Origin of the sequence: Nitrosospira briensis, assembly GCF_900115125.1 — a bacterium.
Taxonomy (GTDB): domain Bacteria; phylum Pseudomonadota; class Gammaproteobacteria; order Burkholderiales; family Nitrosomonadaceae; genus Nitrosospira; species Nitrosospira briensis_A.
In genome coordinates this window covers 155,150-172,053 of record NZ_FOVJ01000001.1, presented here as the reverse complement: position 1 = coordinate 172,053, position 16,904 = coordinate 155,150, and the positions used below count along the sequence as shown (strand labels likewise).

General features: G+C 56.0%; 12 protein-coding genes. 4 read left to right on the top strand and 8 right to left on the bottom strand.

Annotated features, from left to right (window positions below):
* The first annotated feature begins 28 nt into the window (after positions 1-28).
* The 4 genes from BMZ14_RS00730 to BMZ14_RS00715 all read left to right on the top strand — a co-directional run bounded on the left by BMZ14_RS00730 (position 29) and on the right by BMZ14_RS00715 (position 5,607).
* Positions 29-1,906 carry a hypothetical protein gene (locus BMZ14_RS00730; protein ID WP_074793623.1) on the top strand — a complete coding sequence of 626 codons (1,878 nt, stop codon included), beginning with the start codon at positions 29-31 and terminating at the stop codon, positions 1,904-1,906.
* 377 nt (positions 1,907-2,283) lie between these two features.
* Positions 2,284-3,330 carry a phytoene/squalene synthase family protein gene (locus BMZ14_RS00725; protein WP_074793621.1) on the top strand — a complete coding sequence of 349 codons (1,047 nt, stop codon included), beginning with the start codon at positions 2,284-2,286 and terminating at the stop codon, positions 3,328-3,330.
* A 105-nt stretch (positions 3,331-3,435) separates the two neighbouring features.
* Positions 3,436-5,088: an MFS transporter gene (locus BMZ14_RS00720; RefSeq protein WP_074793619.1), complete on the top strand. Its 1,653-nt coding sequence runs from the start codon at positions 3,436-3,438 to the stop codon at positions 5,086-5,088.
* 165 nt (positions 5,089-5,253) lie between these two features.
* A complete protein-coding gene (locus BMZ14_RS00715; protein ID WP_256208276.1) occupies positions 5,254-5,607 on the top strand; it encodes a hypothetical protein in 354 nt (117 codons plus the stop codon).
* A gap of 165 nt (positions 5,608-5,772) precedes the next feature.
* On the opposite strand, the gene BMZ14_RS00710 is transcribed toward BMZ14_RS00715, so the two are convergent.
* The 8 genes from BMZ14_RS00710 to atzF all read right to left on the bottom strand — a co-directional run bounded on the left by BMZ14_RS00710 (position 5,773) and on the right by atzF (position 16,903).
* A complete protein-coding gene (locus BMZ14_RS00710) occupies positions 5,773-6,972 on the bottom strand; it encodes an ABC transporter permease (protein ID WP_074793615.1) in 1,200 nt (399 codons plus the stop codon).
* 30 nt (positions 6,973-7,002) lie between these two features.
* Entirely contained in the window at positions 7,003-8,211 is a 1,209-nt protein-coding gene (locus BMZ14_RS00705) for an ABC transporter permease (RefSeq protein WP_074793613.1), read from the bottom strand.
* A gap of 54 nt (positions 8,212-8,265) precedes the next feature.
* On the bottom strand, positions 8,266-8,736 hold the full coding sequence (locus BMZ14_RS00700) for a thermonuclease family protein (RefSeq protein ID WP_074793611.1): 471 nt from the start codon (positions 8,734-8,736) through the stop codon (positions 8,266-8,268).
* A gap of 72 nt (positions 8,737-8,808) precedes the next feature.
* The gene (locus BMZ14_RS00695; protein WP_074795384.1) at positions 8,809-9,480 is read right to left on the bottom strand and encodes an ABC transporter ATP-binding protein; all 672 of its coding nucleotides are present in this window, start codon (positions 9,478-9,480) and stop codon (positions 8,809-8,811) included.
* 164 nt (positions 9,481-9,644) lie between these two features.
* Positions 9,645-10,799: an efflux RND transporter periplasmic adaptor subunit gene (locus tag BMZ14_RS00690; protein WP_074793609.1), complete on the bottom strand. Its 1,155-nt coding sequence runs from the start codon at positions 10,797-10,799 to the stop codon at positions 9,645-9,647.
* A 99-nt stretch (positions 10,800-10,898) separates the two neighbouring features.
* Positions 10,899-12,047, bottom strand: coding sequence for a DNA polymerase IV (gene dinB, locus BMZ14_RS00685; protein WP_074793607.1), 1,149 nt, complete (start codon positions 12,045-12,047; stop codon positions 10,899-10,901).
* 51 nt (positions 12,048-12,098) lie between these two features.
* On the bottom strand, positions 12,099-14,600 hold the full coding sequence (locus tag BMZ14_RS00680) for an ABC transporter permease (RefSeq protein WP_074793605.1): 2,502 nt from the start codon (positions 14,598-14,600) through the stop codon (positions 12,099-12,101).
* A 419-nt stretch (positions 14,601-15,019) separates the two neighbouring features.
* A complete protein-coding gene (gene atzF / locus BMZ14_RS00675; protein ID WP_074793603.1) occupies positions 15,020-16,903 on the bottom strand; it encodes an allophanate hydrolase in 1,884 nt (627 codons plus the stop codon).
* Between the last annotated feature and the right edge of the window lies 1 nt (position 16,904).

The window sequence follows — 16,904 nt, the reverse complement described above, 5'->3', positions numbered from 1 at the left end:
CAGCAGATCGATCAGCGGAACAAAAGCAATGACAAGAAACGCGAACCTCTATGAGATCTGCGATCAGCCGATTCTTGGAGGAGAGTGTCATACCCCGCCCGGATTCAATCTTCGGTTCGTATACCAGAAACTGGCGGGCCATCCCGTCCTGAAGTATTTGATTCTGGAGCATTGCCGACATCCCGCCATAAAGTTGACGGAAATATCCCCTTATCAGGAGATGATGCGTAAAGCCATGCAGGCTAGCGCTGATAATTGGCAAGACCCACTGTGGATCGAAGCAACCTTCGGTTGTCTGGCTCGACTTCTTGACAGCATCGAAAATCCCCATTGGCAGCAACGCGAAAAGGCTGAGCAGATCGACGGCGAACTGACTCAGACAGATTTGCAGAATATGATCGATAACTGTCTGCAGGACATTTTACGGATTTGGGATAAAGACAAGAACGATCCCTGGTTCCCTGTTGCGGCACAGGTCGAGCTGTCCGGCGATGACCATATGGATGGCAGGAATTTTATCAACGTACTACAGGGGCTTGGTTCGTTCGAATATAAAAATATCACGGTATTATTTGCGTTAATACGATGTTTTCTTATGACGAATCCCGCCAGGCTCAGGCTCATCCGTAAGCCCTATCGCGGGATTTCCGAGCCCATGGACGCATCTTTTGCCTGGATCTGGCACAGGATTGCCTTTTCAGATGTCAATTTTTTCGAGCATCTGCTGGTGTTTCTAGTCTCGGATACTTCACGGCGACAACATTATCCTCGTATCGTCCCGATTCTGGAAAATCTACTGCGCTATTGCGTATGTAGCAGCCAGGAGTGGCTCGAGACTCCGAATAAGCACATTCAGCACCCAGCCATCACTTGCTTGCCAAAAGATCCCGAGGGAAGACCCCTGTGTCGGCTGTCCGAAGCTTCCTGGCAAAAGAAGCGCGATCTGGGATTCGGCGAGTACGTTCCGGATACGGATACGACCTTTCTCACCTTGGCGATGGCGAGAAAGTGGCTTGATTTCGTGCAGAGGGAGCAGTTGACGGTGGACAAAGAGCTTCTCGCAGCTTGCAATTCACTGCTGGCTTATCCCTGGGTGGAAATTATCAGCGAGTACCAGGTAGGAGGTAAATACAACTCGAATCCACCCACCATTCAGATCACCAGGCCGCTGGATTACATGGGCGCCGTGCCGATATGGTTTGACAAAACCTTCAGGAACGATGACGGCAGGATAATCAGGGAAATGCTGGGTAACGAGATTTGTCCGGGTCATAACATGGATATCCTGGACGCCATTCTTGTCAACCGGAAACAATGGTTGGCTTTGGAGGGTGAAAACCTGGCATTTTTACAGCGGTTGCTTGATTTCCATCATCGAGCCTTCGCAAGCGGTAATTTCCGTCATGAAACGGCCCACAAGTATTATCTGCCGGAAACTTATGTCTATTACCTGGGGCGAATGTACCAGACTTACGGAACACTCACCGATGTAGATAAACGGATCCTTGACCCTGAAGGAAAAATTGAAGATATGCGCTGGATTGCCCAGCAGTATTGCAAGGATGAGCTGATCGGATATTCCCTAAATGCCTTCGATGCCGCCCTGGCAGTATCCGCGCTCGTGCTGCTGGCATATGAGCCGAAACATGACGGCGTGATTGCTGCTGGCCTCAAGGTGCTGAGCCAGGCAGCAGGGGAAGGTAGAGGCAGGCATCCTTACCGGGCCTATGAATGGAACCGCATGCGTCACCCCACCCGAATTCTGGTGGGCAGCGAGGTTGCGACCTCGCTGTTTGTGCTGAGAGCCTGCAGCGAAGCGATGCGCTATCTCAAGAAAGATATAACTATAAATCGGGGAGACGTGACAGAATCGGATTTGCAGGCGCTTTGGAATTTCTCTCTTTGAACGCCCTCCGCGCTACAGGCGAACGGTTTCAAGAGCGATTGTTCCACTTGGCTCTCATCCATTGTTATTAGCGCAACTCTCTCCACTCACCCCCAATGTGCCGAACTCAAAGTCGTAAAGCCGCTTTTGATGGGTTGCGCTGCGCTCCACGCATCCTATAGTCGGTACGTGAACAGCATAAATAATTAATTCGACCTAGTTTTAGTCGAATCCAAATCATCGTGTCTTTTCTTAGGCTTCCTTAACTCCGTTCGTTTAAAATTCGGAGCTTCTTTCGCGCCTGAAATTGCAACCCGAGAGACGCACGTCTTGACCTTCATGCTCGGCAGCATGTAATGTTCGCCCCTTGCTGACGAGTGGCTTTGGAATTTCTATCTTTGAATACCCTCCCCGCTACAGACGAGCTTCTGCATGGCATTCTCAAGCAGGTTTCGCGTTCGTTTTATCTCACACTCAATGTGCTGCCGGTTGGCGTGCGCGATCAGATGGGGCTGTCGTATCTCTTTGCGCGCGCAGCCGATACCATCGCAGATACGGATCTCATCGATCGGGCGCAGCGGCTGAAATACCTTAATCAGTTCCGTGCGCAGTTCACAACCGCCGGGATTGACTGGAATGCAATCCGGGAGATTCAAACCGCGCTGATTCCGCATCAGAAAGATTCCGGGGAGAGCATTCTTCTTCAGCGGCTGGAAGACTGCTTCAAGCTGTACGAGGCATGTTCCGTCGGCGATCAGGAGCGAATCCGATGGCTGATGGAAGTATTACCCAGGGGGATGGAAATGGATCTCACCCGTTTCCCCGGTGAGTCAAGCTCGCAACTTACCGCACTGTCCACGCTGGACGAACTGGACCGGTACACTTACTATGTGGCTGGCTGTGTCGGAGAATTCTGGACCAGAATGGTCTGTGCGCACCGGCAGACGATGGCCAACTGGAATGTCCCGGAGATGTCGGCTATTGGCGTGAGGTTCGGAAAGGGTCTGCAGCTTACAAACATCGTTAAAGACATTGGCCGCGACTTGCAGAATGGCCGCTGCTATGTACCGGAGTCGCTCCTGGCTGAAGCCGGGTTGAAACCGGCTGACCTGCTGATTGAGGCTAGCCTGCCGAGATTCAGGCCGGTTTTGGATCAGCTCATCGGACTTGCCATGGACCACCTGGATCAGGGCTGGATTTATACTATGGCGATTCCTGTTTCCGAGATTCGCCAGCGGCTGGCCTGCATGTGGCCGATACTATTGGCCGGCGAAACCCTGAAACGGGTCGCGGTTGCTCCTGACTTGCTCAACCCGGCGGTGAATATCAAAGCGCCTCGTAGCGTTGTATATCGCGCAGTGGCGCTGACGACGCTGACTTGTGCCAACGCTTTCGTGGCGACTACTTATTGGGATAGCCTCAGAAAGCAGATCGGCCCGGCGTGACCTGCCGAAATCCGGTTTCAAGCAGGGTCAGACTTTCACGGCCGCGGGATATCGCACAGATTTTTACCGCTCCCCGTCGATTAATATCATGAGAAAGCCGTCGTTATGACAACCGCACCTCCAGCACTCGGGTTGGCCGGCACTGTCGGCCGATGGCTCGATGCCAACATTTTCGCGCTTGGGCGCGAGATGCGCTTGTCCTATCTGCCTCCGCTCATGGTCTACGCCGCGGCAGGTATTTCCGGCCTGACCGCAATTGTCGGTACATTTTACGTCAAGGAGCGCCTGGGGCTTTCCGCCGAGTTTCTGGCGGCGCTCGGGTTTTGGATGATGCTGCCATGGGCATTGAAGATGCCGCTAGGTCATCTGGTGGATCTGGTTTGGCGATGGAAGAGCCTGCTCGTCTACCTGGGCGCTGGCCTCATAACGCTGAGCCTGCTGATCATGATCGGGCTGCTTGGGCACCTGGACGCAATGCGGGCTGTAGTTACGGTGGAAGCGTGGTACGTCACATCGGCCATGCTCGGACCCATCGGTTTTGTGCTTCAGGACGTCGTGGCGGATGCCATGACGGTGGAAGCGGTGCCGCGCGTAGATGCTCATGGGCATCCGCTGCCGCTTGAAAATCGCAAGTCCATGCATGTCACCATGCAGACTCTCGGGCGTGTCGCCATCATTACCGGGGGAATTCTGGTCTCGGTAGTGAACGTTTTTGTCTTGCAAGGCGTAGGCGAATTACCGGACGCGCAGAAAGCCGCGGCTTATCTCTTCGTCTATGAACTCGCCTTGATCATCCCGCTGGTGTCGGTGGCCGGTGTGCTGTTCGCTTCCTGGTTGCGGAGGCGCGACATCAAACGGTTTTTAGCGCAGGGGCATAGCCGGCAGGAATCTGAAGCGCTGCTCGGGGTTTACACCGATCCTCCCCCCGTCAACTGGTGGATTCTTGGCGGCGGGCTGGCTTTCACCGCCATATCCCTGAGCGTCGGTTTAAGCCGTATCCCCGGCGGCGAAGAAATTATCTTTACCGTTTCAATGGCTATCGTTTTATTCCTGATGTGGCGGCTGACAGGCGAACTTGAACCCGACGCGCGCAATGTGCTGGTGGGCACCGCTATTCTGATATTTGTATTCCGCGCCATACCGGGTCCGGGCGCGGGCTCGACATGGTGGATGATAGACAGCCTGGGCTTCGATCAGCAGTTCCTTGCCACGTTGTCACTGATTGGCGCGACCTTGACTCTTGCCGGCATGTTCATCTTCCGCCGCTTTATGGCCGAACGTTCGATTGCCTATATTATCGGCGCGCTCACCATTGCGGGTACTTTTCTATCGCTACCAACAATCGGGATGTATTACGGCTTGCATGAATGGACTGCCGCTCATACCGGCGGCGTCGTGGATGCGCGATTCATCGCCGTGATCGATACCGCGCTCGAATCCCCGCTGGGACAGATTGCGATGATCCCGATGCTGGCGTGGATAGCCAATTCCGCACCCGAAAAACTCAAGGCGACTTTCTTTGCGGTGATGGCGTCATTCACCAACCTTGCCTTGTCCGCATCGCAACTCGGGACCAAGTACATGAACGACATCTTTGTGGTTACCCGCGAAGTAAGAGATCCTGATAGCGGCCAGATCGCGATTGCCGCCGACTACAGCGAGCTTGGCATGCTGTTGATCACCGTAACCATAATCGGTTTCGCGCTGCCGCTACTATCTATCATATTGCTCAAGCATACGCGCTTCCGTAACGCTTGAACCGCCCGTAAACACCGAATTTTATATAAATAGCATATCCTGAAAGACACCATCGCAATTAGGTGAATGTCATTTCCTGGGGACTGCCCCACTTGACAATATCTGAGCGGGAGGACATCATCGAAGGAACTAAGTCGAGAAATTCCTTCAATTCAGGCGGAACTTTTGAGCCTCAGTCACGACTGCCAGGCTCCTTCCCTTAACACGCTTCCCGATCTGGAGAAAACCATGCTGCGACAAGAAGGCCGCGTAAACTTGTTTGCGCTGCTGCTGATTATTTTTGCGGCAGCGATGGCGTATTGGCTCTGGCGCGCCCATGTTCAGGTGTCTTTGGAGATCGAGCTTGCGTGCCGCTTGCCTTCTGCCGAGGCCTGCGCCGCTGCGAAGGCCCGTTATGCGGACAGCTTTTTGTCCGCATGGTTTTCCCAGATGTTCCCGTGGATTCTTCCGTTCCTCCCCGCCTTCATTTACGTATTCTTTTTTCGCTGGCTGCGCAGGAACAAGCAAACTGACGCTTGAGGATCGAACAGTGGAATCGGGAGGAATCCGTAGGGTGCAATAAGCGAAGCGCGTTTGCGCCAAATACCAAGTTCACGTCGCTCAGCCATACGGTGCAACGCGCTTCGCTTATTGCAACTGCAAGCCGCTACTAACTGGAGCGGCACCTCCTCATCGGTAATACTTTCATTCGGCTCGGAGCGCTTCGATGGGGTTCAGCCGTGCGGCGCGCATCGCTGGAACAACACCGGCGGCAAGACCGATCAGCACCGAAATCGCCAGCGCTCCCAGAACATAATTCCACGGAATATGCACAGGCAGGCCGAGGTCCAAGGACTTTATCAGCAAGGCGATACCGGCACCGACAGCCAATCCGCCCAATCCACCCAAGGCCGCCAGCAGTGTGGATTCCATCAGGAACAGAATGCGGATGCGTGCCCGCGTCGCGCCTAGTGCAGTGAGCAGGCCAATTTCGGCAACGCGTTCCGTAACCGCGATATGCATGAGCGTGACCATGCCTACGGCGCCCACCAGCAGGGAGATTCCCCCAAGCGCGGCAACTGCGAAGATCAACACGTCCAATACGGTACTTAGCGTTTTCAGCATTTGCTTTTGCGGCGTAATGGTGAAATCCTCACGGCCATGCCGCGAGACGAGAATGCGGCGAATGTCGTCAACCACGGCCTGCAACGGAGCTCCCGGCCGATAAGCGATGTTGATTTCCATTACGCCTTCACGGTTGAAGATTTCCAGGGCGCGTGTGGTAGGAATGAAAACGGTATCGTCCAGATCGAGCCCCAGCACCTGCCCTTTGGATTCCATAACCCCGATCACCCGGAAGCGCGACATGCCGACCTGCAAGGTGGCGCCCAGGGGGTTGGCGTTGCCGAACAACTCGGTACGAACTTTCGATCCGAGCACGGCGTATGCGCGTGGATTACGAGGATCGTCAGCAGGAAGAAACTGGCCGGCTGATACCTTCATCCTGAATGCGCGGGCGAAATCCGGACCTTCGCCATAGACGGTAACGCGCCGGCTGCGACCGCGGGCGCGAATTTCCGCGTTACCTATTACGCCCGCATTGATGTACTGCCCGTAACGCGAAGTCTTCAACGCGAGCGCATCCTCGATCGTGAGCAGCCGCGCGCTCCCGATCGCACCCAGGGATGCGCCATGCGTGCTGATTTTACCCGGCGTGACATTGATGATGTTGGTACCAAATTGGGTGAATTCGGACAGCACGAATTGGTGGATGCCTTCGCCGATGGATGTCAGCAGGATGACCGCCGCAATACCGATCCCTATGCCCGTTGCGGACAAGACAGTGCGCAGCCGATGAGCGGTGAGCGAGTTCAAGGCGAAACGCAGCGTATCAACGGGGCTCATTTTTGAACCATCATTTTGTCATTACCGGGCTCATTTCCCGCCGAGAGCCCGCACGGGGTCGAGCCTGGCCGCCCGGGCGGCAGGCAAAAGACTGGCCAATATGCCGGTTACGAATGCAACCGCGACCCCTGCAAAACTGGCCCAGATGGGTGGCCACGCCGGAAGTTGAGGATAGGCCAAACGGATCAGCAAGCTGCCGAACTGGCCGAGCGCAAAGCCGGTTATGGCGCCTGCCAGCGACAGCCACAGCGCCTCCGCCAGGAACAAATGGTGGATGTCTGCTGAAGGCGCACCCACGGCTTTCAGCAGGCCGATTTCCGAAGTGCGCTGGCTTACCGCGACCAGCATCACATTCATCACCAGTATGCCGGCCACAGCCAGGCTGATGGCGGCAATGCCGCCCACCCCGAGCGTCAGCGCCTGCAGGATACGGTCGAAAGTGGCAAGCACCGCGTCCTGCGTAATGACGGTGACGTCTTCTTCTCCGTCGTGGCGCTGTTTCAGGATATCGCGAATTGCCTCCTTGGCCGAAGCAAGGCTGCCGCGGCTTTTGGTTTCCACCAATATGCGAAAGAGCGAGGAAGTATTGAATAGCGCTTGTGCGTAATTAATGGGGATGATGACAATTTCATCAGAATTGAACCCCATCGATTCACCCTGGGGTGCAAGCACGCCCGAAACCAGAAAACGGCGATCGCCGAGCCTGACTCGCTGGCCGACAGCGCTGCTCTGGGGGAAAAACTCCTGTGCAAGCTGGGCGCCCAAAACAATTTGCGCGCTATGCCCGGCCCCTTTTTCATGAGCAAGAAAACCGCCCTGCGAGAGCTTCATATGCCGTACGGGCAGTATATCGGCCGTACTGCCGAGCACGGTTACTTCCCGCAGGCGGCCGGCGCTCGCCAGTTCCGCAACGCCGACGTTAAGCGGCGCATAACGCCTGACCTCTGGAAGGTGGCCGAGCGCCCTGGCGTCCTCCAGGGTCAGATCTCGAGGAGTTTGTCCTAGCGCCGCACCGGGAAACCCACCTGAGGTTTCAGCTCTCCCTGGCAAGACAGCAATCAGATTGGTGCCGACTGAAGAAAACTGGCCAACGACATATCGGCGCGCCCCATCGCCCAATGCAGTCAGCACCACGACTGCCGCCACACCCAATGCCATTGCCAGAACAATGAGCAGTGAGCGAACTCTGTAGCTCGCAACCGTTCTCAGGGAGAGATGCAAGGTGTCGCGCAGCTTCATTTACCGACGGTTTTCAGATGGAGCATGGCTTGTCTCTTCAGGCTGGACAGCAGGCTAGTCCCACATTTCACGCCATTCCCAAGGCGGTTTCGCATAGGGATCAGCCCATAATCCGCGTTTGGCGGCCTTGGCTTCTTCCTGGACGGGCTTGAGGCTGGAATCGTTCTCATACTGGTCATACTTCCAGGCCAAACCACGTTTCACCTGTTCCGTTCCCGCATCCACATCACCACAGCGAACCTTCGCAAGCATGCGCCCATACTGGTCTTTCCCTTTCGGCGTCACGACTACCTGCTGCCAAAAGCAGAGATCGGAAAGAGATTGTCTGGAACGCGTGCCGAAGGGCTGATTTGTTTCCGGCGCTTCAATTCCCGCCAGCCGCACCCTTACCCACTGCTTATCTATTACCACGATCATATTGTCGCCTTCAGCAATATTTATTACCTGGCCAATAAGGGCCGCGTGAGCCGTACAGGAAAACACAATGAATACGGTCAGCGCAAGAGCAACCTCGATGTGCTGCATGGGGGCGCTTCGATTACTACCTGGACACCAGGCCGGGCCGGGGGTACCGCGCGCCAGCGAGTTGTGCCCGGTTCATTTCTCGTCCGCCACGATTTCGCCGTCGCGCATGGCAATGCGGCGATGTGCCCGCGCACCAAGTTCCCGGTCATGAGTAACCACGATGAGCGTCGTTCCGCGCTCATGCAACCCCTCCAGCAGCGCCATGACCTCCGCGCCGATGCGATGATCGAGATTGCCGGTGGGCTCGTCCGCCAGCAGGGCGGTGGGACGCAAAATCGTCGCGCGCGCGATTGCCACCCGTTGCCGCTGGCCGCCCGATAGTTCCGCGGGGCGGTGCCCGGCGCGGTCGCTCAGATTGAATCCCAGTAATGCCTCGTCTACCCGGGATTTCCGCTCCGGGGGAGTAACGCCCTCTATTATCAGCGGCAGTTCAATATTTTCCGCCGCCGTCAAACGCGGCACAAGATGGAATGACTGAAACACGAATCCGATTTTCTCGCGCCGCACACGCGCCTGCTCGACCTCGGACAAGCCGGTGACATCCTTGCCATCCAGTTCATAGCGCCCGCTGTCGGGCTGGTCCAGCAATCCTATAATATTGAGCAAAGTGGATTTGCCCGAGCCGGAAGGTCCCATGATCGAAACATATTCGCCGGATCCGATTTCGAGATCAATGCTGTCGAGCGCGCGCACTTCCTGATCACCCATATGAAACACGCGGGAAATAGCGGTCAGGCTGATCATTTCAGTATGATTTAACATTGATGAGTGGGGCGGGGGCGTTATCCAATGATGGGTTGCGCTTCGCTTTACCCATCCTGCGCCCGCCATGACAGTGGAAAACCGAAAATTGTCTTGGGCATTAATTTTAAAATAAGTAACAGGCAGATCGATGCAGGGTTGCACGATCATGGCTCGGCAGCTTGCTCCTTGACTTTCACCCCGGCTTTCACGTCCTCCTCATCGGATGACAACAGAACCCTCTCGCCCTCCTTCAAGCCACTGATAACTTCGGTAAACGCCCAGTTGGCAAGGCCTATCTCCGGGATGCGTTCGACCAACCGATTTTCCTCATCCACTGCCAGTACCTTGCCGTTTTGCCGTATTGCCTGTGTCGGCACCCGCAACACATCGTCGCTCCGCTTGATGACAACCTCGACATCAGCGCTATACCCCACCAATAGCGAATGTTTTGGCACCTCCTTGAAATCCACTTCGACATCGACGGTGCGCGCCTGCTTCTCCACCTCGGTAACGTAGGGAGCGATACGCCGCACCTTCCCGTCAAAGATCTCGCCGGGGAGTGCATCCAGCGTGATGCGCGCGAATTGCCCGGTTTTGAGTCGGGGAGCGTCGACTTCATCCATTGGCGCAGTAACGTACAGGCAAGTGTCGTCTATCAGATCAACCGCAGGTGGCGTTGGGATGCCGGGTGGCGAGGGTGTGGCGTATTCCCCAAGCTCACCGGTGACAAGCGCCACGATGCCGGGAAACGGCGCGGTCAATACCGTACGCTCCAGCCCGGCTTGCGTCACACGGACTTGCGCCTTCGCAGCTCTCACATCCGCCTCGGTGGCGTCGCAACCGGCTTGCCGGGCGCGTGCTTCCGCATCCGCATTCTCCATGCCCTGAGGGCTGACAAAACCTCTGTCGGCAAGTTGCCGGGCGCGCTCGGCTTCACGGCGCGAATTATCCGCGATAACACAGGCTTCATGGCGTCGTTCTTCGGCTATGGTGAGTTGCCGGTGCGCCAGATCGCGCTGCGCGGCAAGCTCGACATTCCACAGTTCCAGCAGTACCTGCCCCTCTTCTACACGGTCTCCTTCTTTCACCAAAAGCTTGACGATTTGTCCCCCCGCCGCCGGTGCAAGCTTGGCACGGCGGCAAGCGGTAATGGTCCCTGCCCGCGTATTCACCACGGTGGCTTCCACCGTGCCGCGTGTAATAGTGGCGAGCGTGACTTCTATGGGTTGAGGGCGTGTCCACAACCAGATTGCGTAGCCCAGCACCGCAAGAATCACGATAACGATTACAAGACGGACCCGTGTTTTTGTTGTTGTCATGGCGAGCAGAATGAATCGCGTGTACGCAATGTAACATTTCGTGCGACTTAGGGATTGTTTACCTTCAGCTCGGCTCAAGGCAGAAAACTTATTCCGCGTTTACACAAGCAGCGATAGTTCGCCTTGGCGCATCTCGCTGGCGCTCTGTGAAATGCCACTCGTGGATAATGAACTGGCGCGCACGCCCAGCAATCGCAATTTTCGCTTCAGCGGAACCCGGCGAAGGCATTCTTCAGCCGCACGGCGGATAGCGGCGGCATCACCGGCAGGAAAGGATAACGTAATATCGCGGGTTATGGTGCGAAAGTCCTCGTAGCGCAACTTGATACCGATGGTACGTGCCGTGTAACCCCTGCGCTGGAGGTCTTTTGCCAGATCTTTACATAGCGCCGTGAAAATTTCCGAGAGAACGGGGCGATCGTGGCGAGCATGAAGGTTGCGCTCGAAAGTGGTTTCTCGACTGATGGATTTGGGTTCCGCGTTCGTTATAACCGGGCGCTCGTCCACGCCATGAGAAACTTCCTTGAGCCAGCGACTGTAGCCCTGGCCGAAATGTATCCGCAGGTGTCCCGCGTCGGCCCGTGCAAGTTCTGCGATAGTAGTGATGCCAAGCGCCGCCAGCTTCTGGTTCAGTTTAGGTCCGATTCCATTGATTTTTTTTGCAGGGAGAGGCCAGATTCGGGCCGGTATATCAGCCAGACCCATAAGGGTGAGGCCATCCGGTTTTTCAAGATCCGAGCAGATTTTCGACAACAGCTTGTTGGGCGCCACCCCGATGGAACAGGAGAGCCCGGTACTCTCCCACACCGCTTGCTTGATGCGCTGAGCAATTGCAAGGACATCTCCGGGCAGAGTAGTCAGGTCTATGTAGATCTCATCAATGCCGCAGTCTTCGATTTGTGGCGCAATATCCGCCACCGCGGCTTTAAACAGCCGTGAATAGTGGCGGTAAGCCTGAAAGTCGGCCGGCAGCAAAATGGCGTTTGGCGCCAGTTGTGCGGCTTTCATCAGTCCCATCCCCGAGGAAACGCCAAAAACGCGAGCTTCGTAAGTAGCCGTGGTTATGACACCCCGGCCTGCATAATCCCGCAGCCGCGTAAAGTGCCGGTTGCCGTCTTTGAGCACGACCGGTTGGTTGTCGCTCCTCCCGCCAATCACGACCGGTAATTTACGCAGTTCCGGATAACGAAGCAGTTCGACCGATGCATAGAAAGCATCCATATCGAGATGAGCAATGCGCCGGCACATTCAGCGGCCTACCCGATCAAAAAGGAACCGGTAAAATTGGAGTAAATTTCATCAAACCTTGCGCAACGTCATAAGGGGGGGTGTTGAAAGCGCCGAGCGAGTACCCATCAGCCCTGCCACAGTCACGCCCACGACTCCCGACAGTAAACCGGTAAGCCATATCCAGGGGTTGAAAGTGTAAGACAGATTCAACGCAAACTCGCCGATGACATAGCCGAGCGCATTTGCCCCTGCCGCAGCGAAAAGCCCGGAGAGCCCGCCGAGTATGGCAAATTCCGCAGCCCAGGCGCGCGCCAGTTGCCTGCGATTTGCTCCGAGGGTCCGGAAGATGGCAGCCTCGTGAATACGCTCATCCTGGGTAGAGACAATTGCGGCATACAACACCACCAATCCCGCCAGTAATGTGAACAGGAAAACGAATTCGACCGCTTTGGTCACTTGCTCAATCACCTTCTGCACCTGGCTGATAATGTTCGCCACGTCCAGCACAAGCAGGTTGGGAAAGGCTTTGATCAATTGATTCGTCACTTCTATCTGCTCGGGCGGCAGATGGAAACTGGTTATGTAGCTAGCCGGATAATCCTCCAGTACCCCTGGCGGCGTAACCACAAAAAAGTTGACCCGGAACGAATCCCAGTTTACCTTTCGCAGACTGGTCACCTCGGCGGAAAAATCGCTGCCCGCGATATCGTAGGTCAGCGTGTCGCCAACTTTGATGCCGATTGTCTTCGCAATATCATCCTCCAGCGACAGCTCCGCTTTCCCTCTCTCCCCGCTTTTCCACCAGCGGCCTTTCACAATCTGATTGTCGCTCTGTAGTTCGTCCGCCCAGGATAGATTGAACTCGCGCTCCACCAATCGCTTTGCGCGCAGATCGGTAAACTCCTCCGATGCGATAGGCTCGCCATTGATCTCTGTCAAACGTCCCCGCACCATGGGAAATACGGGCGGCCGCTCCATGTCGTGCTCACTGAAAAACGCCGCCAGGGGCCGCAGTTGGTCTTCCTGGATATTTATCAAAAAATGGTTGGGTGCGTCCGGCGGCAGGCTGGTGCGCCAATTTTGCAGCAAATCATCCCGGATGAGGGTCAGCGCGAGCAGCGCCATCAGGCCCAATCCCAGCGCCACTGCCTGCACCACGCTGGAGGTTGCCCGCCGCCGGATGCTTGCCAATCCATAGCGCCACGCTCCCGCTGTCTGACTGCGCATGTGTGATAGCGCTTTCAGCAAAAAAAATCCCAGCAAACCGAAAACTGCTATTGCTGCAACGAACCCTCCTATGGCGGATGCGCCCAGCCTGACATCGCCCGCTTTCCATAAAAAAAGTGCCGATAACGCGATCAGCCCAAGCGCGTAGCCCGTAATACTAAAGGAGTTTGGCGTCCCGATATCCCGCCGCAGTACACGCAGCGCGGGCACTTTTCGCAAATTGAGCAAGGGCGGCAACGCAAAGCCAAGCAATAACACCATGCCGGTCAGCAACCCATGCACTGCAGGCCATATACTGGGCCACGGCAATTCCGCTTCCACGAGTCCGGAAAGAAAAAAGGCCAGCGCTTCCTGTGCGGCAAAACCGAGCAGGCAGCCGAGCCCGCTGGCAATCAGCCCCAGCGTAAGGAAATGATACAGGTACAGGCGCAGCATCGCTCCCTGGCTTGCTCCCAGACATCGCATTACCGCGCAACCATCGAGATGACGCTGAGTGAAGCGGCGCACGGCAAGGGCTGCCGCGGCCGCCGCCAGCACTACGCTGGCCAGGGCCGTAAGACTGAGAAATTTTTCCGCCCGCTCCAGCGCCGCCTTGATTTCAGGACGGGCGTCGCGAATGCCCTCAATTCTTTCTCCAAGCATCAGCCGCGATTGGGCCCATTCACGAAAACTCTCCACGTCGCCGGAATCACCGGCAACCAGCAGGCGGTAGCTGATCCGGCTGCCTTCCTGCACGAGCCCGGTTGATGGCAGGTCTGCCGCGTTGATCAGCACGCGCGGCCTCAGGTTAAGGAAGCCAATGGAATAATCCGGCTCCTGCGTGATCACTGCGTTGACGACAAGATCTGCCGCACCCACTTCTATCGTATCGCCCTTCGAAAGGTTGAGGCGCACCATGAGCTTCTCATCCACCCATGCCGAGCCGGGAGGCGGTATCGCGTTGGCAATCCGGTTGGTCTTGGGCGATATGCTACCGAAATCCTCGCTGATTCGCAGCTCTCCCCGCAAGGGATAACCTTCGGTAACTGCCTTGATCTCGGTCAGCAAACTGAACTCGCCCTTCGCCGCCATACTGGGGAATTTAAGCGCAGAGGAAACGGCCAGTCCCAGCCGCTTGGCTTCATCGGCGTAGCTCGGGGCCAGCGGATGATCGGAAAAGATTATCAGGTCTGCGCCAAGCAACTGGTTGCCCTGGCGGGAAAGCGCCAATTGCACCCGGTCGGCAAAAAATCCCACCGTGGTCATTCCACCTACTGCGATGATGAGCGCAAACGCCAGTACGCGCAGCTCGCCTGCCCGCCAGTCACGACGGAGCATTCTGAAAGATAGTTTAATGATATTCATCTGGCGTTTTGTGATCGAGTTCAATAGCTTAATGCGGTTCGCACTGACAAATAGCGGATTCAGTTTTAAAACCAGCCAGGGATAACCACAATCGGTCTTTGCTTACCAACTGCAAGTGATGGTCGGACCTGGTAATTATAGGACTGTTATGCTGATACTTTACCAATGCAAGCCTTTGGGGTGATCCAGATTCAACCCATTTCCGCTGCAAACGGAAACATATCCTGGAACGAAGAGTGAGTATGGCATAAAGACTGCCTTCCATTGTCCGCGCTTGTCGAAAAGCAACCCGAGAAATTATATCGGCCGTATCGCGACCGAGAATATTATGCGGATTTGCAGCAGGGGCAGGTTAACCTGCAGGTCAAAAAATACCTCGGGAACGTCGCGTAGCTTCAGCTACCGGGATCGAGGTTCAACTATGAATTGCGCAGCTGTCGCAGGTAGCCGCGCCAACCTCCAAATCGGCTGATATCCTCGGCATCCGCTACTGCATAGCGCTCACATAAAAAACTTTGGACCGCTTCGCCGTTCTCCAGCGTAATGGTGCCGATACCCAGGGGCGCAGGTATGCCGGCGACAAAGCTGCCGAATTCACCCACTGGCAATTCCCAAAGCTCGACTTCGATCGCGGCCCCTTGCTCATCCCTGTCCACCCGTATCAATCCGGGACGCTTCGGGGGATCTCCTGGCAAGGCGTAGAGTCTATAATCGGGCGACGTTGTGGTGCTCGCCACCAATCTCCCCCTTCGGCTGGTCAGCTGTCCGTTCAACGGCAGGCCGGACAAATGCGCGCCACAAACCGCTACACGTATCTGACCAGAGGATTGACCCGGCTGCAGTACCTGTGATGAGCCGTGAAAAGGCTTTCCCGGCGAACCTTCTTTTTCTTTTTGCAGGGGAATGCCGGTAGCGCCGAGAGGTAAGCCGTACGCCTGCTGGATACGTCCGGCGAGACGCAACAGCGGTTGATCCTGCCGGGCAGGTCCCGCGAGCGTTATGCCGAAGGGCAATCCATCCTTCTGGAATCCGGCTGGGACCGCGACCGCTGCATAATCGAGAAGATTCATGAAATTTGTGTAGTAACCAAGATTGGCATTCAGGCGGATGGGGTCTTGTTGCATTGCCTCTACGGTATAGAGAGTTCCGGCGGTTGGCGTCAGCATGCAATCGGTTTCAGTCCACGCGCGGTCCGTCTCACGCTTGAGCGCGCGCAAGCGGTATAAACCGTTGTAAGCGTCAGCAGCCGAGTAGCGTTTTGCGCCGCCGATTATCTCACGCACGGGAGCAATCACTTGATCGCCATGCAGGTCGAAGAACTGTTGAATCGCCGCATAACGTTCGGCTACCCAGGGGCCTTCATACAGCAGGCGCGCTGCTTCCAGAAAGGGGGCAAAGTCTATCTCGACCGCTTCGCCACCCAAGGCCTGCAGCTTTGCCACGGCCTCGGTAAATAAGCGCTCACTCTCTTGATTGCCGAAAAATTGCAATTGCTGATTGCGCGGCACACCGAAGCGAAAATTTTGCTCGGGCAAGCATGGCACGGCCGAATCCTTGCCATACCCCTCTCCCCGGCGCGAATAAATATCTTCGGCGTCATAACCGGTCGTTACTTCAAGAATCCGTTCAGCATCGGCGGCCGTCAATGCAAAGATTGAAACGCAATCCAGCGATCGGCACGCGGGAACCACGCCACGCGTAGAAAGCGAGCCCCTGGTTGGCTTATACCCGATCAGATTATTGAATGCTGCGGGAACCCTGCCGGAACCTGCAGTATCGGTTCCCAGGCTGAAGCAAACCAGACCTTTTGCAAGCGCCACCGCCGAACCGGAGCTCGACCCACCGGAAATGTATTCCGGATTGAACGCGTTGCGGCAAGCCCCGTAAGGGGAGCGGGTACCGTTCAGCCCCGTGGCGAACTGATCGAGGTTGGTCTTGCCGATGGGAATCGCACCCGCATCGATCAATCTCTGCACTACCATTGCATGGTGTTGCGGCGTATAGGCAAACGCCGGGCACGCCGCCGTCGTCGGTATCCCGGCGAGGTCGATATTATCCTTTATGGCAAAGGGAATACCATACAGCGGCAGTTCTACCCCGCTTTTGTTCCTGGTCTCCGCCGCAAAAGCGTAGCCCTTCAATGTTTCGAGCGGCAATTTGTGTATCCATACATTGCCGGGATCATCCTGGATCAGTGCATGCACCTTCTGCACCATCAAGCTGGGAGTCAGCTCGCCGCTCGCATAGCGCTGGAGCAAAGATGGAATATCACCCAGGCTTTCTGCCGGGAGCAGCTTGTTCATA